25 protein-coding genes, 1 other RNA gene, 1 pseudogene and 1 riboswitch are annotated in these 24,054 nt (G+C 39.4%); of the genes and pseudogenes, 16 read left to right on the top strand and 11 right to left on the bottom strand.

Translation table 11 applies throughout. From position 1 onward, the window contains the following. Nucleotides 1-2: 2 nt before the first annotated feature. Nucleotides 3-509 carry a hypothetical protein gene (locus ACO1DI_RS18510; protein ID WP_014460295.1) on the bottom strand — a complete coding sequence of 169 codons (507 nt, stop codon included), beginning with the start codon at nucleotides 507-509 and terminating at the stop codon, nucleotides 3-5. A gap of 170 nt (nucleotides 510-679) precedes the next feature. On the opposite strand from ACO1DI_RS18510, the gene ACO1DI_RS18505 reads away from it, so the two are divergent. The 5 genes from ACO1DI_RS18505 (at nucleotide 680) to thiE (ending at nucleotide 5,210) form a co-directional block, all read left to right on the top strand. Beyond that, nucleotides 680-1,144 (top strand): GNAT family N-acetyltransferase, encoded by a 465-nt coding sequence (locus ACO1DI_RS18505; protein WP_014460293.1) that lies wholly within the window; start codon nucleotides 680-682, stop codon nucleotides 1,142-1,144. Nucleotides 1,145-1,463: 319 nt separating this feature from the next. Next, nucleotides 1,464-2,063, top strand: a complete 600-nt coding sequence (locus ACO1DI_RS18500) for a TetR/AcrR family transcriptional regulator (RefSeq protein WP_014460292.1) — start codon at nucleotides 1,464-1,466, stop codon at nucleotides 2,061-2,063. A 96-nt stretch (nucleotides 2,064-2,159) separates the two neighbouring features. Then, entirely contained in the window at nucleotides 2,160-3,371 is a 1,212-nt protein-coding gene (locus tag ACO1DI_RS18495; protein WP_014460291.1) for an MFS transporter, read from the top strand. A 191-nt stretch (nucleotides 3,372-3,562) separates the two neighbouring features. After that, nucleotides 3,563-3,671, top strand: a riboswitch (TPP riboswitch). 74 nt (nucleotides 3,672-3,745) lie between these two features. Beyond that, entirely contained in the window at nucleotides 3,746-4,552 is an 807-nt protein-coding gene (thiM, locus tag ACO1DI_RS18490; RefSeq protein ID WP_423145532.1) for a hydroxyethylthiazole kinase, read from the top strand. A gap of 13 nt (nucleotides 4,553-4,565) precedes the next feature. Continuing rightward, complete coding sequence (thiE, locus tag ACO1DI_RS18485) at nucleotides 4,566-5,210, top strand: thiamine phosphate synthase (protein WP_014460289.1); 645 nt, start codon at nucleotides 4,566-4,568, stop codon at nucleotides 5,208-5,210. A 28-nt stretch (nucleotides 5,211-5,238) separates the two neighbouring features. Here thiE and ACO1DI_RS18480 read toward each other — a convergent pair whose 3' ends face one another. The 3 genes from ACO1DI_RS18480 to ACO1DI_RS18470 form a co-directional block, all read right to left on the bottom strand. Beyond that, nucleotides 5,239-5,667, bottom strand: a complete 429-nt coding sequence (locus ACO1DI_RS18480; RefSeq protein ID WP_013082985.1) for a pyridoxamine 5'-phosphate oxidase family protein — start codon at nucleotides 5,665-5,667, stop codon at nucleotides 5,239-5,241. A 146-nt stretch (nucleotides 5,668-5,813) separates the two neighbouring features. Continuing rightward, nucleotides 5,814-5,991, bottom strand: a non-coding RNA gene (ssrS, locus tag ACO1DI_RS18475) — 6S RNA. A gap of 109 nt (nucleotides 5,992-6,100) precedes the next feature. Beyond that, on the bottom strand, nucleotides 6,101-6,721 hold the full coding sequence (locus ACO1DI_RS18470; RefSeq protein WP_423145531.1) for a hypothetical protein: 621 nt from the start codon (nucleotides 6,719-6,721) through the stop codon (nucleotides 6,101-6,103). Between the two features lie 142 nt (nucleotides 6,722-6,863). On the opposite strand from ACO1DI_RS18470, the gene ACO1DI_RS18465 reads away from it, so the two are divergent. Next, on the top strand, nucleotides 6,864-7,316 hold the full coding sequence (locus tag ACO1DI_RS18465; RefSeq protein ID WP_014460286.1) for a helix-turn-helix transcriptional regulator: 453 nt from the start codon (nucleotides 6,864-6,866) through the stop codon (nucleotides 7,314-7,316). A gap of 27 nt (nucleotides 7,317-7,343) precedes the next feature. Here the strand turns inward: ACO1DI_RS18465 and ACO1DI_RS18460 are convergent, their stop codons facing one another. After that, nucleotides 7,344-8,534, bottom strand: a complete 1,191-nt coding sequence (locus ACO1DI_RS18460; RefSeq protein ID WP_423145530.1) for an anti-sigma factor — start codon at nucleotides 8,532-8,534, stop codon at nucleotides 7,344-7,346. Continuing rightward, nucleotides 8,531-9,026: pseudogene (locus ACO1DI_RS18455) on the bottom strand (RNA polymerase sigma factor). Before ACO1DI_RS18455 ends, ACO1DI_RS18460 begins: the two are co-directional and overlap by 4 nt. A 421-nt stretch (nucleotides 9,027-9,447) precedes the next feature. On the opposite strand from ACO1DI_RS18455, the gene ACO1DI_RS18450 reads away from it, so the two are divergent. The 4 genes from ACO1DI_RS18450 to ACO1DI_RS18435 all read left to right on the top strand — a co-directional run bounded on the left by ACO1DI_RS18450 (nucleotide 9,448) and on the right by ACO1DI_RS18435 (nucleotide 13,665). Next, nucleotides 9,448-9,678 carry a YkvS family protein gene (locus ACO1DI_RS18450; protein ID WP_013056869.1) on the top strand — a complete coding sequence of 77 codons (231 nt, stop codon included), beginning with the start codon at nucleotides 9,448-9,450 and terminating at the stop codon, nucleotides 9,676-9,678. Between the two features lie 156 nt (nucleotides 9,679-9,834). Then, complete coding sequence (locus ACO1DI_RS18445; protein ID WP_014460283.1) at nucleotides 9,835-10,725, top strand: ATP-binding protein; 891 nt, start codon at nucleotides 9,835-9,837, stop codon at nucleotides 10,723-10,725. A gap of 11 nt (nucleotides 10,726-10,736) precedes the next feature. Further along, nucleotides 10,737-12,653, top strand: coding sequence for a vWA domain-containing protein (locus ACO1DI_RS18440; protein ID WP_014460282.1), 1,917 nt, complete (start codon nucleotides 10,737-10,739; stop codon nucleotides 12,651-12,653). Nucleotides 12,654-12,753: 100 nt separating this feature from the next. After that, the gene (locus ACO1DI_RS18435) at nucleotides 12,754-13,665 is read left to right on the top strand and encodes an EamA family transporter (protein WP_014460281.1); all 912 of its coding nucleotides are present in this window, start codon (nucleotides 12,754-12,756) and stop codon (nucleotides 13,663-13,665) included. A gap of 30 nt (nucleotides 13,666-13,695) precedes the next feature. Here the strand turns inward: ACO1DI_RS18435 and ACO1DI_RS18430 are convergent, their stop codons facing one another. Further along, nucleotides 13,696-13,875 carry a hypothetical protein gene (locus ACO1DI_RS18430; RefSeq protein ID WP_014460280.1) on the bottom strand — a complete coding sequence of 60 codons (180 nt, stop codon included), beginning with the start codon at nucleotides 13,873-13,875 and terminating at the stop codon, nucleotides 13,696-13,698. A gap of 141 nt (nucleotides 13,876-14,016) precedes the next feature. After that, the gene (locus ACO1DI_RS18425; RefSeq protein WP_423145528.1) at nucleotides 14,017-17,121 is read right to left on the bottom strand and encodes a glycoside hydrolase family 2 TIM barrel-domain containing protein; all 3,105 of its coding nucleotides are present in this window, start codon (nucleotides 17,119-17,121) and stop codon (nucleotides 14,017-14,019) included. A gap of 138 nt (nucleotides 17,122-17,259) precedes the next feature. On the opposite strand from ACO1DI_RS18425, the gene ACO1DI_RS18420 reads away from it, so the two are divergent. From ACO1DI_RS18420 to ACO1DI_RS18405, 4 genes are all read left to right on the top strand, one after another. After that, the gene (locus tag ACO1DI_RS18420) at nucleotides 17,260-18,078 is read left to right on the top strand and encodes an AraC family transcriptional regulator (protein ID WP_423145563.1); all 819 of its coding nucleotides are present in this window, start codon (nucleotides 17,260-17,262) and stop codon (nucleotides 18,076-18,078) included. A gap of 147 nt (nucleotides 18,079-18,225) precedes the next feature. Continuing rightward, on the top strand, nucleotides 18,226-18,702 hold the full coding sequence (locus ACO1DI_RS18415; protein ID WP_028413498.1) for a site-2 protease family protein: 477 nt from the start codon (nucleotides 18,226-18,228) through the stop codon (nucleotides 18,700-18,702). A gap of 158 nt (nucleotides 18,703-18,860) precedes the next feature. Continuing rightward, the gene (locus tag ACO1DI_RS18410; protein WP_423145527.1) at nucleotides 18,861-19,343 is read left to right on the top strand and encodes a GNAT family N-acetyltransferase; all 483 of its coding nucleotides are present in this window, start codon (nucleotides 18,861-18,863) and stop codon (nucleotides 19,341-19,343) included. A gap of 18 nt (nucleotides 19,344-19,361) precedes the next feature. Then, nucleotides 19,362-20,147: an ABC transporter ATP-binding protein gene (locus tag ACO1DI_RS18405; protein ID WP_014460275.1), complete on the top strand. Its 786-nt coding sequence runs from the start codon at nucleotides 19,362-19,364 to the stop codon at nucleotides 20,145-20,147. Between the two features lies 1 nt (nucleotide 20,148). Here the strand turns inward: ACO1DI_RS18405 and ACO1DI_RS18400 are convergent, their stop codons facing one another. From ACO1DI_RS18400 to ACO1DI_RS18390, 3 genes are all read right to left on the bottom strand, one after another. Beyond that, complete coding sequence (locus ACO1DI_RS18400; protein WP_014460274.1) at nucleotides 20,149-20,343, bottom strand: hypothetical protein; 195 nt, start codon at nucleotides 20,341-20,343, stop codon at nucleotides 20,149-20,151. Nucleotides 20,344-20,444: 101 nt separating this feature from the next. Then, nucleotides 20,445-20,987 (bottom strand): GNAT family N-acetyltransferase, encoded by a 543-nt coding sequence (locus ACO1DI_RS18395; RefSeq protein WP_042992524.1) that lies wholly within the window; start codon nucleotides 20,985-20,987, stop codon nucleotides 20,445-20,447. A gap of 102 nt (nucleotides 20,988-21,089) precedes the next feature. Then, on the bottom strand, nucleotides 21,090-22,922 hold the full coding sequence (locus ACO1DI_RS18390) for a prenyltransferase/squalene oxidase repeat-containing protein (protein WP_423145562.1): 1,833 nt from the start codon (nucleotides 22,920-22,922) through the stop codon (nucleotides 21,090-21,092). 187 nt (nucleotides 22,923-23,109) lie between these two features. Here ACO1DI_RS18390 and ACO1DI_RS18385 point away from each other — a divergent pair, with 187 nt between their 5' ends. Beyond that, nucleotides 23,110-23,748 carry a C45 family autoproteolytic acyltransferase/hydolase gene (locus ACO1DI_RS18385; RefSeq protein WP_423145526.1) on the top strand — a complete coding sequence of 213 codons (639 nt, stop codon included), beginning with the start codon at nucleotides 23,110-23,112 and terminating at the stop codon, nucleotides 23,746-23,748. Nucleotides 23,749-23,792: 44 nt separating this feature from the next. Then, a partial coding sequence (locus ACO1DI_RS18380) for a carcinine hydrolase/isopenicillin-N N-acyltransferase family protein (protein ID WP_423145525.1) occupies nucleotides 23,793-24,054 on the top strand: 262 nt, incomplete at its 3' end.

Raw genomic sequence — 24,054 nt, 5'->3', positions numbered from 1 at the left:
AACTATAGGCTGTTTTCTCGCTGTGTTTTTGGTTCATCAATTTTTACGTCATGTTCTTTAGCCAGCTTTTTAATAGCTGCATTATAATCGCGTATGCCTTTTCGTGCTTCATCAAGCATAGCGTTTGCCTCAGCAATAAGGTTGCGATCCTGCTTTTCTAAAGCGCTGACAATTTTAATGAAAGCATTGTACTGGGTATTGGCAGCTTTTATATAGCCTTCATGAACCTTTCGAAGCTCGTCGGTTTCTACCTCGATATTTTCTAGTTCGTCAACAAATTTACGATAGGTAGGAATAACCTCACTCGTCATCGTATCATACATAACAGCGTCACTTGTGTAGTTAGCGCCTGTAACAGAATCGTATGCGTCAATCGCTTCTTTTTCAAGCTGAGCGGCTTTTTTTAACTCTTGATTGTTATAGTCGATTAAATCATCTTGAACAGGGTCACTAAAGCAGGCCGATAATAAAAACAAAAGAGGGACAAGACAAAATAAAACTTTCTTCAACGAATTTCACCTCCGTTTAACAATGTATGAAATACCTGCTTGGCAAAGTCGGTTTTAATAAATGGAGAAAAAGAAGAGAGGATATAAAAGGATTTTTGAAGGTCGACAGTGAATCTATTCACTAGTCGGTTTGTAGTTGACTACCCCTTAGTAAGAGGAAGGAAGAGAAGATGATTAAAATAAAAAGAGATCACTTAACGAACAATGAAGTTATTGAATTAGTAAGTTCACACCTTCAAGGAATGAACTTACATTCGCCGCCTGAAAGTATTCATGCTCTAGATATTGAAAGCTTAAAACAACAGGACATTACGTTTTGGAGCGTGTGGGAATGCAGTCAGCTAGCAGGATGCGGGGCTATAAAAGAGCTAGATGAGCATCACGGAGAAATTAAATCGATGCGAACAGCCACGGCTCATTTGCGGAAAGGAATTGCTAGAGAGCTGCTGCAGTACATAATAAATGAAGCACAAAAACGAGGGTACCGACGCTTAAGCTTAGAAACAGGATCCGCACCCGCTTTTGAACCGGCTAGAAAGCTATACGCCAGTTTTGGATTTTACGAGTGCGAACCGTTTTCCACCTACAAAGAAGATCCATACAGTGTATTTATGACAAAGAAATTGAATGATTAAACAAGGCTGGGGCAAAAGTAGTTTCGTTGAAGGAAAATCCGAACGAGGAATTGAGATTCTTGATGGAGAATCAAACTCGTTCGGATTTTTTCATGGTAATGGTGGTAGGTTTCATGTATCCCATTTGTTCGTCTTTAGATTGGATTCATTTCGTTAAGTCACAATCTCTTTGTTTTTTATTTTGTCACGATTCATATAAAAAGGTATAAACTAGGTTTTCTCACTAGACAAAAGGGTTTTTCCTATGTAGTATAGGTGATAGATAATACAAAACGAATGTTCAGTATAAATAATAAATGTGCGGGGCGGTGGAAAAAGCTTGAATAAAAAAAAGCTTCAAAGTGAACAAACCAAAAGAAAAGTGGCAGATGCTGCTAAAGCATTATTTTCTCAAAAAGGCTATAAAGCTACGTCTATTGAGGATATTGTAGAAGCTACAGGAAGCAGTAAAGGGAATATTTATTATCACTTTAAAAGTAAAGAAGGACTTTTTCTTTATTTAATAGACGAATGGGACCTTGAGTGGGAGAGAAACTGGAAAGAAAGAGAGTCTCTTTACAAAACAACAAGAGATAAGCTTTTTGGAATTGCTGAGCAAATCATTTTAGATGATTTGAATCATCCTCTTACAAAAGCCGCCGATGAGTTTTTTAACAATGAGGAAAAGGGAAGCGATATCGAAGAGCGAATTGATGAAATGGTGAAACGGCACGTGGAGTTTAACCGCGAACTTTTGCAAAAAGGCATCGATGAAGGTGAGTTTTCTCATAAAAATGCAGAGCAGCTTGCAGTGATTTTAGAAGGGCTATTTGTTGGAATGAGCCGCATGTCTCGAAAAACGAGTACGGAAAATGCCATGCAGCTTTATCATTCAGCGATCGATGTATTTTTAAACGGAATTATAGTAAGGTCTTCTTAAATAATTGGGGATACTTATTTTAGCAATGAGTAATCCCTCATTATTTTGTATCTTTATAGACCGAACGTTCAGTATTTTTGTAATCAGGAGGTTTATATGTCATTATTATTGAGAAATCGAGCGGCGATTTTGCTGCTTATGCTAAATATCTTTATTATCTTTACGGGAATCGGTCTCGTTATTCCAATTATGCCAACATATATGACGGAGCTTCATATCAACGGCAGCGTGATGGGCCTTTTAGTAGCGGTGTTTTCGCTAACTCAATTTCTGTTTTCACCTTTAGCGGGGCGGTTATCAGATTCGTTAGGGAGAAAGAAAATTATTGTAGCGGGAATGATTGTTTTTGCCCTGTCTGAATGGTTCTTTGGTTCAGTGAGTACACCTCTCTTATTATTTGTATCGAGAATGCTAGGCGGGGTCGGGGCCGCGCTTATTATGCCTGCTGTTATGGCCTATACAGCGGACGTGACGTCTGCTAAAGAACGTGCTAAAGGAATGGGCTATGTGACGGCGGCGATTACAACAGGATTTATTATTGGGCCCGGTATCGGGGGCTTTTTAGCTGAATACGGCATGCGCGTACCGTTTTATATGGCCGCAGTAGCAGGGGGCTTAGCAGCAGTGATTACGCTGTTTGTTTTGCCAGAGTCCCGCCCTGTACAAGATTCTGTAAGCAACGAAAATCCAAAGCAAGAGCGTCTGCTACTGCAGCTTATGAATTCCTATAAAGAACCTTATTTTTTAAGTTTAATTATCGTTTTTGTGACATCGTTTGGATTATCCAATTATGAAACGATCTTTTCACTATTTGTGGATCATAAATTTAGCTTTACGCCAAAAGATATTGCGTTTGTTATTACGTTTGGCTCTATTGCAGGGGCTGTTGTGCAGGTTACGATTTTTGGCTGGATTTTAAATAAGTTCGGTGAAAAAAGAGTGATTTCGTTTTGCTTGATGATGACGGGACTTTTTATTTTACTTACGCTATTTGTGCACACGTACTGGCTTATTATTGTTGTAACATTTATCGTCTTTTTAGCAACAGATATTTTACGTCCGGCAATCAGCACGCAAATGTCGATGATGGCACAAGACGACCAAGGGTATGTAGCCGGACTAAATTCTGCTTATACAAGTCTTGGGAATATTATTGGACCCGTTGTCGCAGGCTTTCTCTTTGATATAAACATTAATTATCCGTACGTATCAGCTGCACTTGTACTGCTGCTTTGTTTTCTTTTATCTTTAAGAGCAGGGAAGGATCGAAAAACAGCTGTGAGAAATCAAGCGATTCAAGAGAAATAACGAGAAGGAAAAATGATAGAATTTTTAGGGGATAGAAGACCTCCAGTAGCTTACTGGAGGTCTTTTAATGATGCTTTTAGTAAAGCTGTAAGATTTACAACACCACTCAGCCTATAGCGAAGCTTTATTTTATCGGCAAAACAGTGAAATGGTTGCAAATAAAAAGGGTTAATAGTAAACTTTAAACGTAACAAGAATAGTATGGGAGCTTGCGCGGGGCAGGCTGAGAGTACAGGGGCGCCTGTTGACCATTTGAACCTGTTGGATAATGCCAGCGCAGGGAATGTGAGTACATACCAAAGCACTTTGCGCATGCAAGGTGCTTTTTTGTCTTTTTTTGCAGTGTTAAAACTAAATGAAAAGAGTGAGAGAACATGGATATTAGTAAAATTTCAGCTCAATTAGAAAAAGTAAGAGACTTAAGTCCGCTTATTCATAATATTACGAATGTTGTGGTAACCAATTTTACAGCAAATGGACTGCTTGCCCTAGGAGCGGCACCTGTTATGGCTTATGCGAAGGAAGAAGTGGCTGATATGGCTCGAATCGCCGGAGCGCTTGTCTTAAATATGGGTACACTGACGGCTCAAGAAGTAGAAGCAATGAGAATAGCAGGAAAATCAGCAAATGAAAATGGCGTGCCGGTTATTTTCGATCCTGTAGGAGCCGGAGCGACACCGTTTCGTACAGAAGTAGCACGTCAGCTTGTAGAAGAATTAAATATTGCAGTTATTCGTGGTAACGCTGCTGAAGTTGCGAATGTAGTAGGCGAGTCATGGCTCATTAAAGGCGTTGATTCATTAGAAGGGCAAGGAGACGTCATTGAACTTGCTGAGAAAGCGGCGAACAAATTAGATACAGTGATTGTTATTACGGGTAAACAAGATGTAATCACGGATGGAAACACAACGTATACAGTAGACAACGGTCACCCGTTATTTACGAAAGTGACGGGGACTGGATGTCTGTTGACATCAATTATAGGAGCTTTCGCTGCTGTAGAAAAAGAATATGTCGAGGCAAGCGTTGCTGCTTTAAGTTTTTACGGAGTGGCAGGTGAAATCGCCGCAGCGAAAAAAGGTGAAGAAGGGCCGGGAAGCTTTCAAATTGAGCTCTTAAACCAGCTTCATCTTTTATCTGGGCAGGATATTGAATCATATGCAAGAGTACATCAACGTTAAAAGGAGCCGGAAAATGACAAACGAAGAAATCAAAAAGCTGCTGCAAGTTTATTTTATAATGGGCAGTAATAACTGTAAAAAAGATCCGAAAGAAGTATTAAAAGAAGCAATTGAAGGCGGCGTTACCGTGTTTCAATTTCGTGAAAAAGGCGAGGGTGCCCTAAAAGGAGAAGCGAAATATCAGCTGGCGAAAGAACTTCAGCAAATTTGTCAGCAGCACAGCGTTCCTTTTGTTGTGAATGATGATCTTGACTTAGCGATCCGCTTACAAGCAGATGGCGTTCATATTGGACAAGAAGATGAAAAAGCTCATATTGTTCGAGAAAAAATAGGAAAAGGAATTGTGGGCGTCTCTGTTCATAATGTACAAGAGCTGCAGCAAGCGATAAAAGACGGGGCGGATTATGTAGGAATGGGACCTGTTTTTCCTACTTCTACAAAAAAAGACGCAAAAGCAGTGCAAGGTACAAAATTAATTGAAGAAGTGCGAAACCAGAATATTGACTTTCCAATTGTAGGAATCGGTGGCATCACGCCTGAAAATGCCAAACAAGTAGTAGAAGCAGGTGCAGATGGCGTTTCTATTATTACCGCGATTAGCTTAGCAGCGTCTCCAAAAGAAAAAGCAGCTCAATTGAAAGAAGCGGTAGGAAAATAAAAAAAGCGCACAGTGTGCGCTTTTTTTATTATAGCTGAACAGTTTGAGGAGTTTCTTCGCCTTCATTCATAAAGCGAATTTCGTTTGGCGTAATTTCAAGAACAACATACTCAGGGTCATTTGGACCGTCAAACCATTCTTTCATGTGATCGTTCCATATACGTCCTTTTAGTTGATCACCGGTACGAAGAACAGCTGTCCCAGATAATTCTAAGTATTGATCGCCATATCCTTCGCCACTGTAGCCCAATAGTACGTGCACGTTCGGATTGGCTTCGATTTCTTCTGCCTTATGTGTATTGATATTTGTTGGTGTGTAAAGAGCGATACCATCTTCATCGCTGAAAAATGTCATATAGCGAGAGTGGGGTTTGTTGTTTACAACTGTGGCTAATGTTCCTACACGATTTCCTTCTAATACTTCATTTACTTTTTTAGCAATTTTTTGTTCATTCATTTTATCCATCTCCTTTATTACTTTTTATGTTCCTCAATCGAAGATAAATAAAACATACATGTCTAAAAAAAATATAAGTTAACAATAAAATAATTATGTAAACTAATAAATTAAAAAATAAAAAAGCTAGCTACAGCTAACTAAAAAATAAGCCCGCACTGCCGTAACCCTAAGTGTCTTAAATACCCAGATCTACTAGGTGGGTGCCCTCATAGCCGGGTTTAGCGTCCCAAGAAGGGCGTGCTATCTGCAGCTAAATTTTGAGCTCCCTTTTAACACTCAAAGGTTTAAGACAACATGAGTATACGCACAGCGCAGGTATGTATAACAAATGTAAATAAAATGCCGATATATAAATGTTTTCTAATTAATCAACTTTCATCGTACAAGAAATGATTATAACGGAATAATGAATGGAACGCAAGACTTTTATTTAAAGTTTTTCTTCTCTAATATTTTGGCGGTTATGCAGTAACAAAATAAAAAAAGGGCCCGCAACTGGAATGAAACATAAGAGAAGGGAAGGTCGGGATGCTATCCTTTCTTTTGTCATAACGGAATAAGAAAGCCACGTTAAAACAAAAAAATCAGCGGTCATCACGCTAACAAGCTGTGACTGCATAAAAGCATCTCCATAAGCTCTTATTGAACCTATGGATAGTCCGTATACGTAACCTGCAATCGTGAGCGCTAAGCATAGTCCAATCCATAGACGAGAAGAAATGATAGCAATGAAACGTGAAGAAATACGCGAACGTGTTCGAACTTTTTGTCCTTTCCAATGATAATAGAACAAAAGAGAAAAAGCTCCAAGCCCAAATGATAGAAGAGAAAATGGCCATCCAGGCAGTTTGTACGTATCTTCTTTACAAATCATTACCATAAACAATATTGGGAAAAGTCCTAAAAAAGAGAATACCATAACCACGAGCGGATCTACCTGTTGAAAATTTCCTGTGATAAGATTTTTAAACAGCAAATCATTAGCGGCGCTTGCTCCCGGAGCTAGCAAAAAGGCGTATAGTACAAGCATAGCCCATACAATGATATACATATTCTCAACTCCTTTTAATTGTTAAACCATTTTAGTATATTTCCCCGTCTTGTGATGAAGGGAAACGCTTGAAACTCTTCTTTAATTAGGTGTAATATTACACTAAAGACATGTGCGTGTATAGAAAGAAAGGGCTGTAAAAATGAATAAACAAGAAGTGATTAAATCAGTATCGGATAAAATACGATTAATTCGTTTAGAAAGAAACTATTCACAAGATAGAATGGCTGAAGTCATTGGTATTTCCAAAAAAACATTGGTTCAAATTGAAAAAGGGCGCACGGAAGCAGGGTGGACGACTACTGTTGCAGTATGCGGTTTGTTTGGTGACAGTGAAATCCTTCAATCAGTTTTAGGAGACGTCCCCTTAGAAGTAGTAGAAATCATTGCTCATAACGGCGTATCTTCTCCAAAAGATAAAACGCTCGGAGGAAGAGTATGGTGGAAAGAGATTCAAAAAGAAGGTTCTTTTCGTCTGCAGCAAAATATGATTAGTCAGCACTATCGTATTTTAGATGACCAAGACTATCGATGGTTTAGTTCATTTGATAAAAGCGAAGCTGTAGAAAGATTTGAAGAATTAACAAAGAAATAAAAACAAGCACTTGCTTTCAAGTGCTTGTTACTGATTCATTAACGTGCCGGATGAAGGACGGTTGAACCAATTCCATAGCTCTACATCTCCAAGTGACGCATAGGTGATAGACGGATCATTTTTTAATTTCAGAAGCTTTTTGGTAGGTCCTGTAATCACAACGCCGTACACACCGACTCCATGTTTTTTTACATAAGAATATCGCTGCTTTAGCAACAAATCGGAATGGTCTAGCTGACGAACTTTTTGGACCGTTTCTTCATTATCGGCTAATAGTTTCATCATACCTAAAACGTTCGACTTGCTAGTAGAGTGCGTTTGATTTTCTTTGTGCTCGTAAGGCAAGTCTAAAAACTCTGGAAAGCCAAATGTTGATGTTAAGTCAATTAATGGCTCATCTTTTGTGCTTGTTTTTTGTTCGTTCCCTGTATTAAGCGCGTACCAAGAGGTAGAAAAATCACGGCTGTCGATGGCGTTCATTTTTTGCTGAACTTCTTTTAGCGAATACGTATCATCAAAAGAAATAGCCACTTCACTTACCGTTCCTTTAGGTAGGTTTTCTAATGCATTCCATGTTTCATTCGTCCATTCCTTATACTCTTTTGCATGTAGCTTTAGTTTTTTTGGATCAGGATAGACAAAGGAAAGGTTAAGATCGTATTTACCGCCGGAAAATTCTTTTTCTACACCGCTCGTTTTATCAAACAGCTGATGAAATGTAAACGTCCCAATGGCCTGCTCTTCACGTCCAATTTGCTTATAAGCTTCCATTTGCGACTGCATTCGGAAAAAGGACTGTGTATCAGAAGTGGTTTCACGTATATGAACGTTCGGAAAAGCAGATTCGATAGCCGCTTGATTGACGCTGTTTATGTATTCGGTTTTTGATTGATGATAATATACAATGGATAAAAAGCTGCCGATAATCCATAGCAGAACCACAGAGCTAATGACAGTTGTCACATTTGAAAGGCGCTGCTTCCATTTGGCGATATAAATGGACTTTTTAACTTTTTTATTATCCAACATCGTATCGTCACTTAGTGAAGTAGTTGATGGAGTGGGCGATAACGGTTCATCTTCGATTAGCAAGTACTCTAAATGAGCTGAGCATGCTTCACAATTTTCCGTATGTTGTTCAAGTGTTTCTGCTTCTTTGTCTGTCAAAGTGCCGTTTTTATATTTTTCCCATTGATGCTTCATATCTTGACAGCTCATCCGTCCTCTTCCTTTCTTTTTTTCAATTGTTGACGACCACGATACAAGTCCATTTTCACTTTTGACAGAGTAAAGCCAGTCATTTCTGCAATCTCTTCATATGTGAAGCCATGATAATCTCGTAACAGTACAATATTCTGCTTAGCCGGAGGCAAAGCAGATACATCAGCAAAGCCAGCCGTCGATTTCACTTTGAATCATCACTTGTTCTTCAGCACTTGGCTGAGGAGTAAAGTGCCATTCTTCTATTTCGACAGTAGGGCGTTTTTTTTCTTTTCGATACCAGTCAATAAAGGCGTGATAAGCAATTTTGAACAGCCAAGGCTTCACTTCCTCGCCTTTATACGTTTCTAAGTGTAAAAGTGCCCGGTAAAAGGTCTCCTGCATTAAATCTTCCGCTGATTCTTTTCTGCGAGTAAGAGAGAGAAGATAGCGCAGCAAATCATGCATGTGCTGTTTATAAATGTGTTCAAAGTTATGCTGTTGTGCCATTTTCTCCCCCTTTCATTTAATCAACGCAATTTGTGGATAAAAGTTTCGGTTTTTTTATCAAAAATCGTATGTAATAGATAAAAGATGCTTAAAATACGATATATAGCTTATCATACTAAAAAGAAAATCATATGAAATTCGACATAATTCCGTGTGATTTGTCATTTTTTTAAAAAACTAAAGGGTAATTGGTGTTCGAAGGAAACAGAAAATGTTATGATAGAACAAGGATGTGCTCTTACAAAAAACAGCTACATACATAATAAAAAATACAGCGTTTGTTTGCAAAATGAAAAAGGACAAACACATGGTGTTTAACCATGGATGTTTGTGGGAAAATAAACTAAGTATTTTCAACAAAAAGTAAATTAAATTGTGTTTTCACTTATAAAAAACACGGTAAATTGGAAAAGGTGGGGTCATGATGGACGTAGAAAATACACAAGGTACAGAAGAACAAGCACCTAAAGTCAAAGCAGCTAAAGTTGGCGATACGATTCAGCCTAAAAAAGGCGACTATAAAGGATTTAAAGGAATTGTTATGGTAGTGCGAGACAATTCGGTTATCGTAGATTTTGGGAAAGATGCTGAAACGGGCGAATCTATGAAAACAGTCGTTAATCATAAAAACTATAAAATCGTAAAAAAGTAGGTGAATAACCTACTTTTTTTTACTGAATATATGTCTAAAGACGGCAATTTTTCTACCGGAAACCTTAGAGAAACGCATAGGTAAAGCAATTCTTTGAGAAGAAGAATGTTTTTTAGTAAACTATAGAAAGTATGCAGAAAGAAAGGATTTTTTGTTATGTCAATTCAATTATCACAATTATCATTACCAAAAGAGGTTCTTTCGCTTTTAGCGAATCGTAAATATGAAAATCTGTCTCATGCTGATCAGCTATTAATTGGAAAAGGCGGCTATACAGCAGAAGAAGCAGATATTTTAGAAGATGCCATTATTGCCTTGTCACTAGGGAAAAACGTACTTTTAAAAGGGCCAACAGGTTCAGGTAAAACAAAGCTTGCCGAAACGCTGTCGCATTTATTTTCTCAGCCGATGCATAGCGTTAACTGCTCGGTTGATTTAGATGCAGAAGCGCTGCTTGGCTTTAAAACAATTTCTGAACAAGAAGGTAAAACAGGTATCGAGTTTGTAGAAGGACCTGTTATTCAGGCAATGAAAAAAGGCCATTTATTATATATTGATGAAATTAACATGGCGAAACCTGAAACGCTTCCTATTTTAAACGGAGTACTTGATTACCGAAAAATGATTACAAACCCATTTACTGGAGATGTAGTGCGCGGTCAGCAAACATTCGGCGTAGTAGCGGCTATTAACGAAGGGTATGTTGGGACTGTTCCATTAAACGAAGCGTTAAAAAATCGTTTTGTTGTTATTGAAGTGCCATATATTCAAGGGAGCAGCTTAAAGCAAGTTCTAATGTCTCAGTCTCAGTTAAAAGACGAAAAATTAATTGATAAATTTGTCACGCTCTCCGCAGATTTAATTACTCAAGTTCAAAGCGGCCATGTATCAGAAGAAGCTGCGTCCATTCGTGCGCTTATCGATACGTGTGATTTAGCTCTTTATATGCCGCCTCTTCGCGCGATTAAACGCGGTATTATTGAAAAGCTAGAAGATGAAAGGGAAAAAGCCGCCATTCAAAATATTGCTGAAACATTATTTGAGTAAGGAGTGGCGCTATGCGATTTATTAAATTTAACGACAAAAATGTAGATTCCTTTCTCTATATGGAGCTGGCAGATTTAACGAAAACATTAACAAAAAATGATGAAATTGAAGTAGAGTATCGCGTTTCATCTTATTATGATCCTGTACACGGCATTATTTATCTCAGTCACTTTTGGGATAACCGTCCAGAAGAAGACAAAGTGTACGGCTTAAAAAGTGATGTGTTTTTAAGAAGTATTGGAAGCTATAAGCATTCAAACTTCAAAGAAATTAATGCATATTTAAAGAAAATAAATAAAACGTCGGTACCTAGCTTAGCTAAGCAGCTGTTTATGCTGTTTGAAGATATTCGTTTAGAAGAAGTATGCAAACGCGAACGTCCTGGAACGAAAAAAGCCTTCGCCGTCAGAAGGGAGCTCTATAGAAAATATTTTGCTACACAAATGAGCGCAAATTTAACAAAAAGCGTGTACACGGATGCACTTTTTAACGGCATTTACTTGCTATTAACGGCTGAAAATCCGTTTGAAGAAATTCCTTCAATGAGTGAATCGATTAACTTAGCGATGCCTTTTATTCGCAGACAGCTAACAAATGTATATGAAGCGAAAACAACAAAAGATGTATCGCGCATCTGCCTTGAACTCGTAGATGTTTTTGATGATATTATCGAAAAAGATATGCTTAATACTTATTTCTTCTTGGCTGAACTTCAGTATGATCAGTTAGAAGAAGGGTTAACATTTGAAGATTTAAAACGCAAAGATTCATTAGTGAACGATGATATTTTAGAGCATGAAAAAGACGGAGATGAAGACATTCACGAAGAGAAAATGGAAATGTGGCATCGAGAGACAAGCGAAGCGACGCAAAGTTTTCTACAGTTTGATATGGATCAAGGTTCAAAAACAGATATGCTAGGCGATGGTGTTCGTGAAGGCGACGATGGAGATCAAGCAATGGGAATGGTGCAAGGATCTTCTCAAAAAACATCACGAAACGATTATTCTCAAATCGAAGCCATGGAGCAAACGCACCCGGAAAAAGACGGGGAAGCGGATTATGAGTATGGGAAAGAAAATAAGCATGCCTATGCTGTTTTTGTAGATTCTAAACTTCCGAACGACGATCACGTTGTTCAGTATGATGAGAATAAAAAAATCATTGCATCGTATCAAAAAAAATTAAAGCAAATGATTGAAAAAACGCTTGAACATAAAAAAACGCTACCTAGAAGCGAGCTACACTTTGGCCGATTAAATAAAAAACTTCTAAAACTATGGACGGATGATAATCCTCGTTTGTTTTATAAAAAAGATGAAGATTCTGCACAAATTGATGCTGTCTTCTCTCTTTTAGTTGACTGTTCTGCGTCGATGTACGACAAAATGGATGAAACGAAGCTCGGGATTACGCTATTTCACGAAGCGTTAAAATCCGTTATGGTGCCTCATCAAATTGTAGGATTTTGGGAAGATACAAATGATGCTACTGAAACAAGCCAGCCTAACTACCTGCAGACGGTTATGGACTTTCAAGCATCATTAAAGCGTAAAAGCGGTCCTGAAATTATGCAGCTTGAACCTGAAGAAGATAACCGTGATGGATTTGCTATTCGTCATATGACACGCCGCTTGCTTCAGCGTTCTGAACAGCAGAAGTTTTTACTTGTGTTTTCAGACGGTGAACCAGCCGCTATGGGATATGAACAAAATGGTATTGTAGATACGCACGAAGCGGTATTAGAGGCGCGAAAGCATGGAATCGAAGTCATCAACGTCTTTTTATCGAACGGTGAAATTGATGAAGGACAAAAGAAAACCATTCAAAATATGTACGGGAAATATAGTATTCTAGTACCAAACATCGAAGAACTTCCCGATGTGCTATTTCCTTTACTTAAGAAATTACTTCATAAAAGTATTTAAAAAAAGTCGAAGCAATATGCTTCGACTTTTTTTGCTATTGACCGTTAACGAAGAGCGAGGTAAGTTAAAATATATATGAAAAAGAGAGAAGGAATGGTAAGTGGAAGGAGTTCAAACGTCATCTAAACGAGCATGGGGGCTGCTGCTTGTAATCATTGGTGCCACAATGTGGGGAGTATCTGGCACGGTAGCTCAATATTTATTTCAGCATAAGAGTTTTAACGCAGAGTGGCTGGTCGTCGTTCGTATGCTAGTATCCGGATTGCTGCTTTTGGCAATAGCCTCTAAGCAGCGCAATATTTTTGCGATTTGGAAAGCAAAAGAAGAGAGGACTTCGCTGCTTTTGTTTGGTGTAATCGGTATGCTCGGCGTGCAGTATACATACTTTGCAGCTATTGAAGCAGGAAACGCTGCTACAGCTACAGTGCTTCAATATACGTCGCCAATATTTATTATTGGCTATTTAGCTGTGCAAGCAAGAAAGTGGCCGGTGAAAGTAGAAATGATTTCTGTTGCGCTCGTCATAACGGGGACATTTTTTCTTGCAACAAGCGGAAATTTTAACGAGCTGTCTATTACAGGATGGGGGTTGTTTTGGGGGATTGGGGCAGCCGTGACGTCTGCTTTTTATACGCTTCAGCCTAAACGCCTTCTGGCGAAATGGAGCTCAATTGAAGTAGTAGGCTGGGGAATGGTAATAGGAGGTGTAAGTTTTTCATTTATTCACCAGCCGTGGCATATAGCCGGTGAGTGGTCGCTATTGTCGCTGTGTGCGGTGCTATTTGTGATTATCTTTGGAACGCTCATTGCCTTTTATTGCTACTTGGAAAGTTTAAAGCATATTAGCGCTTCAGAAGCCATTGTTCTTGCGTCAGCGGAGCCTTTATCAGCAGCCGCGCTATCTGTTCTATGGCTTCATGTGACGTTTGGGTGGACGGAGTGGCTAGGTACAATTCTTATTATCGCTACGGTATTTTTACTTTCTCAGCGAAAGCCAGAGGTGACATCATAAGAAAAAGGTTGAGAACATAACGAAATGAATTCAATCGAAAGACGAACAACTCGTACACATGAGCTGAACCGCTTGTGACACCGCCGTTGATTTCCGTGCAAGACTTCGCTTTCCGCGGGCGGCCGCTGAGCCTCCTCGTCGCTTGCGCTCCTGCGGGGTCTCACCTGTTCCGCTTTCCCCGCAGGAGTCTTTGCCTTGCCTTCCAATCAACAGCTAGAAGCAACTAAACACATGGAGCCTAGGTTCACCATGACAACAAAAAACAAGAACTATTAATCAGTAATTTTGATTAATAGTTCTTGTTTAATTTTAATTAAAATACTGTTGTCCCAGTCTCTTTTGATTTTTATATTATAGAGGTTTTAGCGTAAACATATTTGTATACGAGCGGTTGGCGTATAGTGTGTAATCAGGATGTGTTTTAGCTCCCCAGCTGTCGTCTCCGCCAACGCCCATTTGCTTGTAGTTAACCCGTACGGTTACGGAATCGCTTAACGGCAGTTTGTAAAAATGATCGTAAGCCTCCAGTTCAAAAGGCGAGTAAGGTAAAGCATTCAGCTCGACTATTGGCAAACCTTTTAGTAAAAAGCCGCGTCCTTGATCGTTTGTAATAGTTGCCCATCTAACGTCCGTTTTGTTTCCGCATTCTTGAGGGCGTAAATACGGTGTAACTTGTTCTTTTACACTGCCTTTATGAAGGCCAAGCTTAGCGCCAGTTTTACGATCCCAATAATTTTCGTGAGGGCCTCTGCCGTACCATGTTAAAGAATCAAAAGCCGCATCCATCGTAAACAGCATGCCGATTTCAGGAATTTCAGGCATTGCCTCAGAAGGTGCTAAAGATTGTTCAATCTTCATTTCACCATCGTTATATAGCGTATACGTTACATAGCAAGAAGCAAGAGAGCTGTCTAAAGCTAGCTCAACCGAAATGATAACAAAGTCAATTTGCGGTTGAACAGTTACTTTTTTCACGTGCTGCTCTAAGCTTGCTTGACGCCACGTTTGACATCTTTCATGCAATTTATTGCCGAGGTCATTATCGGTTACTGCGCGCCAAAAGTTCGGACGAAAACCCGACGCAAGCAGCTCGGTATGCTTATAGTTGTAAGAGATAAACTGCCCTTTTTGCTTGTCAAAAATAGCCGTGAAGCTAGTTCCTGTAACCGTAAGCGTTTGTTCGTTTTGGTCAACTGATAAAGCAGGATAAGCAGCTTTTACTGAAGGTACAGCGGCTTTAGCAGGCAGTACAAACTGTTCGTACGCCACTTCATATCCAGCTGAAGCCCAAGCTATATCTTTGGATAATCTGAGAGAAAGAGTTAAAACAAATTCATCAGTTTCGTTTTCTTGCTCGTAAAGAGGATAAGAAAGCGTCAGTTCTTCTGTACCATCAGGATCTACATTTAAAAGGGACGCATGCTTTTCAACGAGTTCACCGTTTTTTTCAACAGTCCAAACAAAATCATAGGCGTTCAAGTTTGTAAACAGGTGTTTGTTTTGAACGGCAAACTTTCCTTTTGCAGCGTCGACTGCTGTCCACTTTACGGGCTGATAGCATTTTTTTACTTCTGCAATTTTTGGGCTAGCTGTCCCATCAGCAAAGATTAAGCCGTTTCCGCAGAAGTTGCCATCGTTAGGCGTATCACCAAAATCTCCGCCGTAAGCTAAGTAAGGTGTACCGTCTTCTGCTGTTGTTTGAAGAGCTTGATCTTTCCAGTCCCATATAAAACCGCCTTGCAAGATTGGATATTGATCAAACAGCTCCCAGTATTTGTACAGATTTCCGCAAGAATTACCCATCGCATGACTGTATTCACACAGAATATAAGGTTTTTTCGGATTCATTAAGGCATAGCGTTCTACATCTGCTGGCTTAATATACATCGTGCTTTCTATATCAGAAGCATCATAGTCACGGTGATGGAAGATTCCTTCGTAATGAACGAGTCGCGTGGAATCTTTTTCTTTAAAAAAGGTATACATATGCTTAAAATTTTCTCCGCCAAATGACTCATTGCCAAGTGACCAAATAATAATAGAAGGGTGGTTTTTGTCACGTTCGTACATAGAACGACAGCGATCTAATACGTTTTCTTTCCATTCTGGTTTGCTTCCTGGAACGGCTTTTTGTTCACCTTCTTGTAAATAAGTCCACGTGCCGTGCGTTTCCAAGTTGGTTTCGTCAATCACGTACAGTCCGTATTCATCACACAGTTCATACCATACTGAATCGTTAGGGTAATGGGATGTACGCACCGCGTTAATATTATGCTGTTTCATCAGCAAAATGTTGTGAATCATGTCTTCGCGTGTGATGCCTGCCCGGCCTTTTACTGAATCAAATTCGTGGCGATTCACTCCTCGAAGTACAATGCGCTTGCCGTTAATCGTCATAAGGCCGTTCTTTAGCTCAAAGGTACGGAAGCCGACTTTACAGCTTTCTGTTTCGATAATAGAACCAGCAGAATTCTTTAAGCTAAGTACAAGCGTATACAAATTAGGACTTTCTGCGCTCCATTTTTCAGGGCTTTTAATGTGTGTACGCAAGGAGACTGTACGTTGATCGCTTACACTTAAATTTGTTTGCAGCGGAGCTTGTAGTACTTCTTGGCCATTCGCGTCATACAGCATGACTTCAAATGTTAGATCTTGAGTATCGTGCTGAAAGTAATTTAAAATATCAGCTGAAACGCTAAGTTCACCATCTTCGTAGTTGTTATCAAGCGACGAACGAACGCTAAAGTCATAGATGTGAACCGGTGGAGTAGAATAGAGATACACATCTCGGAAGATGCCGCTCATTCGCCAAAAATCTTGGTCTTCAAGCCAGCTTGCGTCACTCCAGCGATATACTTCTACTGCTATCGTATTTTCACCATCTTGAAGGTAAGAAGTTATATCAAATTCAGCTGGAGTAAAGCTGTCTTCGCTGTATCCAACAAACTCACCGTTAACCCATACGTAAAAAGCAGATTCGACGCCTTGGAAGCTGACGTACACCGGCTGATTTTTCCATTCTGATTTAGGTGTAAAAGTACGGACGTACTGACCGACAGGGTTATATTTAGTCGGTGCAAAAGGAGGTTCGAGGTTTTCGTTTTCAACCCAAGGGTATGTCACGTTTGTATATTGAGGATAGTCATATCCTTGCAGCTGCCAGTGTGAAGGAACTGAAATAGAGTCCCATTTCTTATGTGAAAATTCAGGAGCGAAAAAGTTTTTAACGCGGCCATCTGCATTTTCAGCAAAATGAAAGTACCAGCTGCCATTTAAGCTTTGGTAGTAAACAGAAGATTTTCTATCATTTTTTAAGGCCTCTTCGACCGTTTGATAAGGCATTAGTAAAGCGTGTGCTTTCGCACGGTTCAATTGAAAAATCTCAGGGTTGTTATTCCATTCAGGGTATCCGTTTGCAGGTGCTGTATAATTAAATTTCTTGCCGGTTTTTAACATGTCGATCCCTCATTTCTAGATTACTAGGTTATTAGTTTATATGAAAATGATAACGTTTTCTGAGAACCTTATCAATCTAATTATTTTCATGATAATATAACTATATTCACATAAAAAGGAGGAAGTAATGTGGACCGTATGTACTTTCCGGCTCTTTCAGATGAAGATATGAAACTGCCATTTTATGTTACAAGCGCTGGAAGCTGGCGACATCAAACGCATATTAAACGTCAGGGAGAGTTTCCTGATTATCAATGGATTCAATGTATAAAAGGAAGAGGCGAGCTTCGTGTAAATGACGAGGTTTATATTATAAAAGAAAATGAAGGAATGTTTCTGACGCCGCACGTTCCGCACGAATACTATCCCGTTACGAGCGAATGGCAAGTATGCTGGGTTTCTTTTAACGGAAGTGTGATTGATGATATCATGCTTTCTTTTCAATTTATTAATTCGGGAAAAATCGTCCTTACACATGCTGAAAGTCTTTATAGGATGCTACAAGAGCTAATGGATCGATTAGAAGAAAATCATACCTCTAGCACCATGCAGTGCTCTGAACTACTATATAGCGCCATTTTGAAACTTCGCCAAGACAGCGTATATATAGAAAGCAAAAGTCGCCTGCAGCAAATTACTCAGCTAAACCCAGCCCTTCGTTATATCGAGGAATATTATCATCAGCCGTTAACGCTAGAAGTACTGGCGCAGCAGCTCAACGTAACGGAGCAGTATACGTGTTTGCTTTTTCAACAATCTCTTGGTATCCGTCCGTTTGAATACGTAACGCGCGTACGAATTCAAAAAGCAAAGAAACTGCTGCTTAAAAACAGCCAAATCTCTGTACAAGATATAGCAAGACAAGTAGGGTATGAACATCCTAGCTATTTTATCAAGCGCTTTAAAGAACAAGAAAACGTGACCCCAACTGTTTTTCGGAAAATGTATTTTTCATAAATTACATACAAGGGTTTTTTATCTAAAGCATAAGGCCTACGGTGAATGCTAGTCATTTCGTATGAGTTTTAAAAAAGAATTTAAATGTAGTTTTAAGTGAAACCGGGGAGGAAAAGTAGAGAGAAGAAACAAAAAGGAGGGATAAACGTGTTTGGGTTAAATGATCTTCCAAAGTTTGTGTGGTCATTCTGTCTTGTATTGCCACTTGTATCATTTGTTCATCAGCTGGGGCATTCCGTCATGGCAATTATTTTCGGAGGGAAGGTCGATTTTACTATTGGGCGGGGGAAAACCATTCTTAAAATGGGGAAGTTTAAAATTAAGTCAGTCTATTTTCTAGACTCGTTTTGTAAATATGAAAATCTTAAGAACGATAGTCGCTTCTCCCATGCAGTGGTGTATGCGGGAGGTGTACTGTTTAATTTACTTACTATTTTTATAATAAATGGATTAATTATGGCTAATATTCTGCCTGAAGATATATTTTGCTATCAATTTGTTTATTTTTCAGTCTATTATGTTATTTTTTCACTGTTGCCAATTCAATATACAGAAACATCTGCAAGTGATGGACGTGCTATATATAACGTATTACGGTACGGGAAAACGTGTGATCCAGATTAAAGGGCTGTGTGTAGCAGCCTTTTTTGGTGCCTTTTTTCTGTTTCATTTAAATAAAAAAAGGAAAACTTTACGAAAAGAAAATAGTAGCGGATAATAAAGATATTACGCTATGGAATGGAAGAAAGGAGAGGATTCATACGATTATTGAGACAGAGCGAATGACGCTGCGAGCTATGGCTGAAAGCGATGCAGGCAATTTAATGAAAATATTTGAAGATGCTGAAACCATGAAGTATTATTCTTCTACTAAAAATGAACAAGACACATATCGCTGGATTCAATGGATGAAGCAGCATTATCAAACATATGGCATTAGCATGTGGGTCGCTGAGGATAAACAGAATGGAGAGTTTCTAGGGCAGTGCGGCATGGTTCTTCAAAAAGTAGACGGAAAGGTAGATCCAGAGCTTGGCTATTTATTTTTACGCAGCTGCTGGGGAAAAGGCTATGCGAGTGAAGCAGCAAAAGCTTGCCTGCATTACGGACTTAATACGCTGAAATTTCAGAAGATTATATCATTAATTGATCCAGCCAATTACCCATCGATTAAAGTAGCTGAAAGAATTGGCATGAAAAAAGAAAAGCAAGTTAACAAATGGAATAAATCATTATTCTTTTATAGTATATATAATGAAAAATGAGAGTAAAGGAGTGTTAGCGTGATCAACATTAACAACGTTTCGGTAAAACGAGCAGAAAAAGAAATTTTAAAAAGCGTGTCGTGGTCAGTGGAAAAAGGGGAACATTGGTGTTTGCTTGGATTAAATGGTTCCGGAAAAACGACGCTTTTAAATATCATCAACGGATATATCTGGCCAACAAAAGGGGAAGTAGAAGTTCTTTCAAGGAAATTTGGAGAAACAAATCTGTCTGAGCTCAGAAAAGAAATTGGATGGGTAAGCTCTTCGCTTCAGCAGCGGTTTCGAGATGACGATACGGTTGTAGAAATGATTTTAAGCGGAAAATTTGCATCTATTGGGTTATATGAACAAGTGGAGCAAAAAGATATGAACCAAGCCATAGAATTAATGAAGCTGTTAAATTGCGAAGATTTACAAAATCAGGCCTACGGAACACTTTCTCAAGGAGAGCGCCAGCGAGTACTAATTGCCCGAGCTCTTATGGCTTCACCAAAGCTTTTAATACTTGATGAGCCATGTACAGGTCTAGATATAATGGCTCGAGAACAGCTTCTTCAGCTGATTGCAAAAATGGCAGAGCAGCCAAAAGCTCCTACGCTTATTTATGTTACTCACCATGTAGAAGAAATTTTGCCTTGCTTTACCCATACGCTTTGTATGCGGCAAGGAGAAGTGTTTTCTTCTGGAAAAACGAAAGACCAGCTCACTGAGCCGCATCTTTCTAAATTTTTTAATCACTCCGTAGAGATTCAGCAGCAGAAGGAACGCACTTGGCTGTCATTAAAAGAACCGGTAAAAAGCTGAGCTAGCGTCGAGAAACCTTCTTACATACCATGGGAAAAAGAGCGCTGCTTGCAATGGAAACCAGCTCATTGTGGAGATAATGTTTACATGCTACATAAATAGTGGTGCTGCAAATAATATCAATTAGTAAAAAAGCAGCAATGTCATGTTTATCAATGGTTACAAATACAAAAGAAGAGGAATCATAAGTTGTCATCGTTGGCCCCTTTGGTTATATCGTTATGTTACTTTATTCACAAAAGGCTTGGGCTATACGAACTTTTAAAGAAGTACGATGATGACAGCTGATTCTCTCCTTTAAAGCTGATAATACTCCTGTTCGAGTATACTCATGATAATGTCTGTCTGAAATGCTTCTTCAATAAAAGCACCTTCACGCTCTATTCCTTCTTTTACAAAACCGCATTTTTCATAACAAGCAATGGCTCTATGGTTGTATTCGAGCACTCGTAAATCGACTCTGTGCAAGTGAAGGTGTTCAAATGCGTAGGCCAGTACCAATTTTGTAACTTCAGTGCCGAGCCCTTGATTCCAAACGGAAGAATCAAATAAGCCAATTGCGTACCGTGCGCGCCGGTCGTACTCGTTAACGGTCAGCCGAGCTTCTCCAACAAAACGCTGCTGATATTCAATACACCAATTCAGCTTTTGAGACTTTATGTACTCGACGTGTCGCTTGGCATCTTGTAATGTAAGAGGTTTTAAGTTTCGGGTATCGCCTCCGTACATGCGAATAAGTTCTTTTATTTGCTTGCATGCTAAATAGTCATGTACATCGCTGTCTTTTGGTTTTCTTAGTATCACGTTTTTTCCTTTTAAAAGTGGTGAAACATTATTCATTTGATGCATCCTTTCTTTCCTAACATTAAAAAGGTATTCCACTTGTCTCCTAAAAAAACCTGCTTTTATGTATAAAAAGAAACAGCTATAGGCGCTGTTTCTTTACGAAGAATGTTTTTTTGCGTAGTGGGCAAGTGCAAGAAGAGGGAAAATATCATTGTAGCTGTGGTACTGAATATAAAATTGTCCAGGAAGACCAATCCCCGTGGGATAATGAATTTGCTGCTCTGTAAGATTTGGATTCAGTAAAAATTTAATTCCTTTTTCAACGGCTCGATCTTTTAATGGACATATTGTCATTAAAGCATCGAGAGCCCAAGCCGTTTGAGAAGGAGTGCTAAACGATAGTGGCACATATTTTTTTAAAGAAGCGCTATAGCATGATTCTCCGAAGCCGCCGTCTTCTTGTTGAATGCTTTTGAGCCAATTGATGGCTTTGATGATACGCGGATCAGAAGCAGAAATGCCTACAGCACGGAGTCCTGTAATAGCGGCCCACGTTCCGTAAATGTAGCAAACACCCCACCGGCTGTACCAGCTCCCGTTATCCAATTGATGATCAAACAGCCATTTTACTGCAGCTTTAATCGAAGGATGGGATTTATTCATACCGGCAAAATTTCCGAGGCACTCAAGCACTCGACCGGTTAAATCGGCAGTAGCCGGATCCGTCGCTGCATCTTTTGCGTTTTCAAGCGGCAGATAAGTAAATAAGATAGAGTCGGTATTTTTTTCAAATGCAGCAAAACCCCCGTCTTTGTTTTGCATGGACAACAGCCAGTTAATGCCTCTTTGCCAAGACTCCAAATAATCTGTATCGGTTTGTGCTCTTCTAGAAAGAGCTCTGATAGCAGCAGACGTATCGTCTAAGTCAGGGTTATTCGTATTAATATCGGAAAACCCCCAGCCTCCAGGTGCTGTATTCGGGTTATGAAACTGCCAGTCTCCAAGCTTTGTATGCTGTCTTTTCTTTAAGTAACGGGTTGTGCCTTTAATCATGGGATCCTGTTGCGGTACACCGGCTTCTTGTAGAGCGTAAGATAGCAGGGCGGTATCCCAAACGGTTGACGTGGAGTTTTCCACGTGCACGTGGCCGCTGCATGTACTAAGTAGTGAACAAATACCGTCAATTGCTTTCTGAACCACAAAGGAATCTTTTTTATAGCCAAGAGCCAAAAGACCGTAAATCATAAAAAAAGTAGAGGTGGCGTAGCTGTAGAGTGTTCCATCTTTTTCAATTCTTTCTAGCATGTAACGCTCGGCTGCTTGATAACCAAGCTTGTGGATGTAAGACGGTAAAGAAGCCAGTTGTTTTAAATGGTCGACTAAAAAAATAGAAGCGCGTGATTCTTGAGCAGTTTCATTCGATTTCTGTTTCTGTTCTCTTACATCTAAATGAGAAAGAGAAGGTGTATGCCTAGAAGTAAGTGAAAATTTTTTGTTTCCCGCTACCATCATCGGAACGAAGTGAATTCTGGCATAGGTGCTTAATTCATAAAAATTAAGCGGTACATAGGTAGGCACGAGCAAAAGAGAAAGCGGGAGGTAAAATAGCTTTGGCCACTCGTATAAGCCGTTCACACAAAGCATCCATCTTGTGAGAAAATGAGCGCGAGAAATGCCTCCTGAATCTATAATATATCTTTCTGCTTTTCGCAAAATCCGGTCATTTTTTTGGTAATAGCCTGAATATAAAAGAGCTGTATAAGCTTGAATAGTGGCGGATAAGTTATGTTCTTCATCATCAAACAACGTCCAAAGACCCTCTTCATTTTGAAGGGAAACGATCCGTTCGGTTAATTGTTTAATCAACACTTCTTTATCTAAATCAAAGGTGCGAAGAAGCATAATTAAAAACGCATCAGGCATAACGCCTGTTTCAAAACAGTAGCGAAATGACCCGTCATTTTTTTGTGTTGGGCGCAGATAGGCGATTCTTCGCTAAATCTCTAGCTGAACTTCCTTTAGCAATATGATCACCTCTTATAATAATGCTTTTCAATCTTTCGACCTGTTTCTTTATAACTGTATTCAAAGGAAGAGAGTTCTATGAGAGGAGAAAGTTGCAAAGAATAGAGCGCTTGCTGCACAATAAAGGTACTGGAAAATTGGAGTGATAGAAGTGAAAGAAATACAGGTAGAAGTCATTCAAGGACGAGGCTCTTACCGAGAGCTTGGTAAAATGCAAGGGAAGTTACATAAAGGAACAAAGCTGTTTGAAAATCATCAAAAAAGAAGAAAACGTTCATTACGAAGCTATCAAACGATAGCAAAAGAAGCTCGTCATTATTACGACTTATTTGCTCCTGGACTGTGGGATGAGCTAGTGGGCTTAGCAGAAGGTTTAGATTGGCCTCTTGAAGACGTTATACATGAGTACAGCGGGTATCAGCAAGAGTGGAAAAAAACGGGATGTTCGGCTCTTATGCAGCACGGCGTGTACGTGCGAAACTACGATTATCATCCTAAAACCTACGAAGGTCGATTTTTGCTTTTTCAGCCAAATGAAGGATATGCAAGCGTCGGGTTTGGAACGAGAATGATTGGGCGAATGGATGGAATGAACGAAAAAGGATTAGCAATTGGCTATCATTTTGTTAATCGCCGCCGTCAAACAAACGGATTTATTTGCTGTACGCTTGCTCGGTTTATTTTAGAAACATGTGAAACGACAGAAGAGGCTGTTGCTATTTTAGAAAGGGCACCACACCGTCATGCGTTTAATTATTCCATTTATGACCGCAGCGGACAGGAGCAGTAGTCGAAGCATCTGGACGAGGCGTTCATGTACAAAGAGGAACGATGATGGGGTGCACGAACCATTTTAATCAGCTAGTCGAAGAAAATCGTCATCATTTGGTAGAGTCAAAGGAAAGGCTCGATCATATTCGAGATCATATTGAAAAAAAGCTATCGCCTCTTGAAGCTTTCTCTTTATTTAATGAAGATGAATACGGTATTTTTAAAGAAGATTACTGGACTTCTGCTGGAACGCTTCATACAGTGGCGTATGTACCCGAGACGCTGCAAGTCATTGTGGGGATTGGACGCAAAGCAAAACCTCTAT

It is taken from the genome of Priestia sp. 40 (genome assembly GCF_049368575.1).
GTDB lineage: Bacteria > Bacillota > Bacilli > Bacillales > Bacillaceae_H > Priestia > Priestia zanthoxyli.
This window is presented reverse-complemented; position numbering and strand designations above follow the sequence as displayed.

What these genes read in the sequence shown, in the direction of transcription:
- ACO1DI_RS18505 (WP_014460293.1), top strand. Translation starts at nt 680, where the DNA reads ATGATTAAAATAAAAAGAGATCACTTAACGAACAATGAAGTTATTGAA.
- ACO1DI_RS18425 (WP_423145528.1), bottom strand. Translation starts at nt 17,121, where the DNA reads ATGTTAAAAACCGGCAAGAAATTTAATTATACAGCACCTGCAAACGGA.
- ACO1DI_RS18420 (WP_423145563.1), top strand. Translation starts at nt 17,260, where the DNA reads ATGTACTTTCCGGCTCTTTCAGATGAAGATATGAAACTGCCATTTTAT.
- ACO1DI_RS18460 (WP_423145530.1), bottom strand. Translation starts at nt 8,534, where the DNA reads ATGAGCTGTCAAGATATGAAGCATCAATGGGAAAAATATAAAAACGGC.
- ACO1DI_RS18480 (WP_013082985.1), bottom strand. Translation starts at nt 5,667, where the DNA reads ATGAATGAACAAAAAATTGCTAAAAAAGTAAATGAAGTATTAGAAGGA.
- ACO1DI_RS18410 (WP_423145527.1), top strand. Translation starts at nt 18,861, where the DNA reads ATGACGCTGCGAGCTATGGCTGAAAGCGATGCAGGCAATTTAATGAAA.
- ACO1DI_RS18450 (WP_013056869.1), top strand. Translation starts at nt 9,448, where the DNA reads ATGATGGACGTAGAAAATACACAAGGTACAGAAGAACAAGCACCTAAA.
- ACO1DI_RS18465 (WP_014460286.1), top strand. Translation starts at nt 6,864, where the DNA reads ATGAATAAACAAGAAGTGATTAAATCAGTATCGGATAAAATACGATTA.
- ACO1DI_RS18440 (WP_014460282.1), top strand. Translation starts at nt 10,737, where the DNA reads ATGCGATTTATTAAATTTAACGACAAAAATGTAGATTCCTTTCTCTAT.
- ACO1DI_RS18395 (WP_042992524.1), bottom strand. Translation starts at nt 20,987, where the DNA reads ATGAATAATGTTTCACCACTTTTAAAAGGAAAAAACGTGATACTAAGA.
- thiE (WP_014460289.1), top strand. Translation starts at nt 4,566, where the DNA reads ATGACAAACGAAGAAATCAAAAAGCTGCTGCAAGTTTATTTTATAATG.
- ACO1DI_RS18470 (WP_423145531.1), bottom strand. Translation starts at nt 6,721, where the DNA reads ATGTATATCATTGTATGGGCTATGCTTGTACTATACGCCTTTTTGCTA.
- thiM (WP_423145532.1), top strand. Translation starts at nt 3,746, where the DNA reads ATGGATATTAGTAAAATTTCAGCTCAATTAGAAAAAGTAAGAGACTTA.
- ACO1DI_RS18495 (WP_014460291.1), top strand. Translation starts at nt 2,160, where the DNA reads ATGTCATTATTATTGAGAAATCGAGCGGCGATTTTGCTGCTTATGCTA.
- ACO1DI_RS18400 (WP_014460274.1), bottom strand. Translation starts at nt 20,343, where the DNA reads ATGACAACTTATGATTCCTCTTCTTTTGTATTTGTAACCATTGATAAA.
- ACO1DI_RS18445 (WP_014460283.1), top strand. Translation starts at nt 9,835, where the DNA reads ATGTCAATTCAATTATCACAATTATCATTACCAAAAGAGGTTCTTTCG.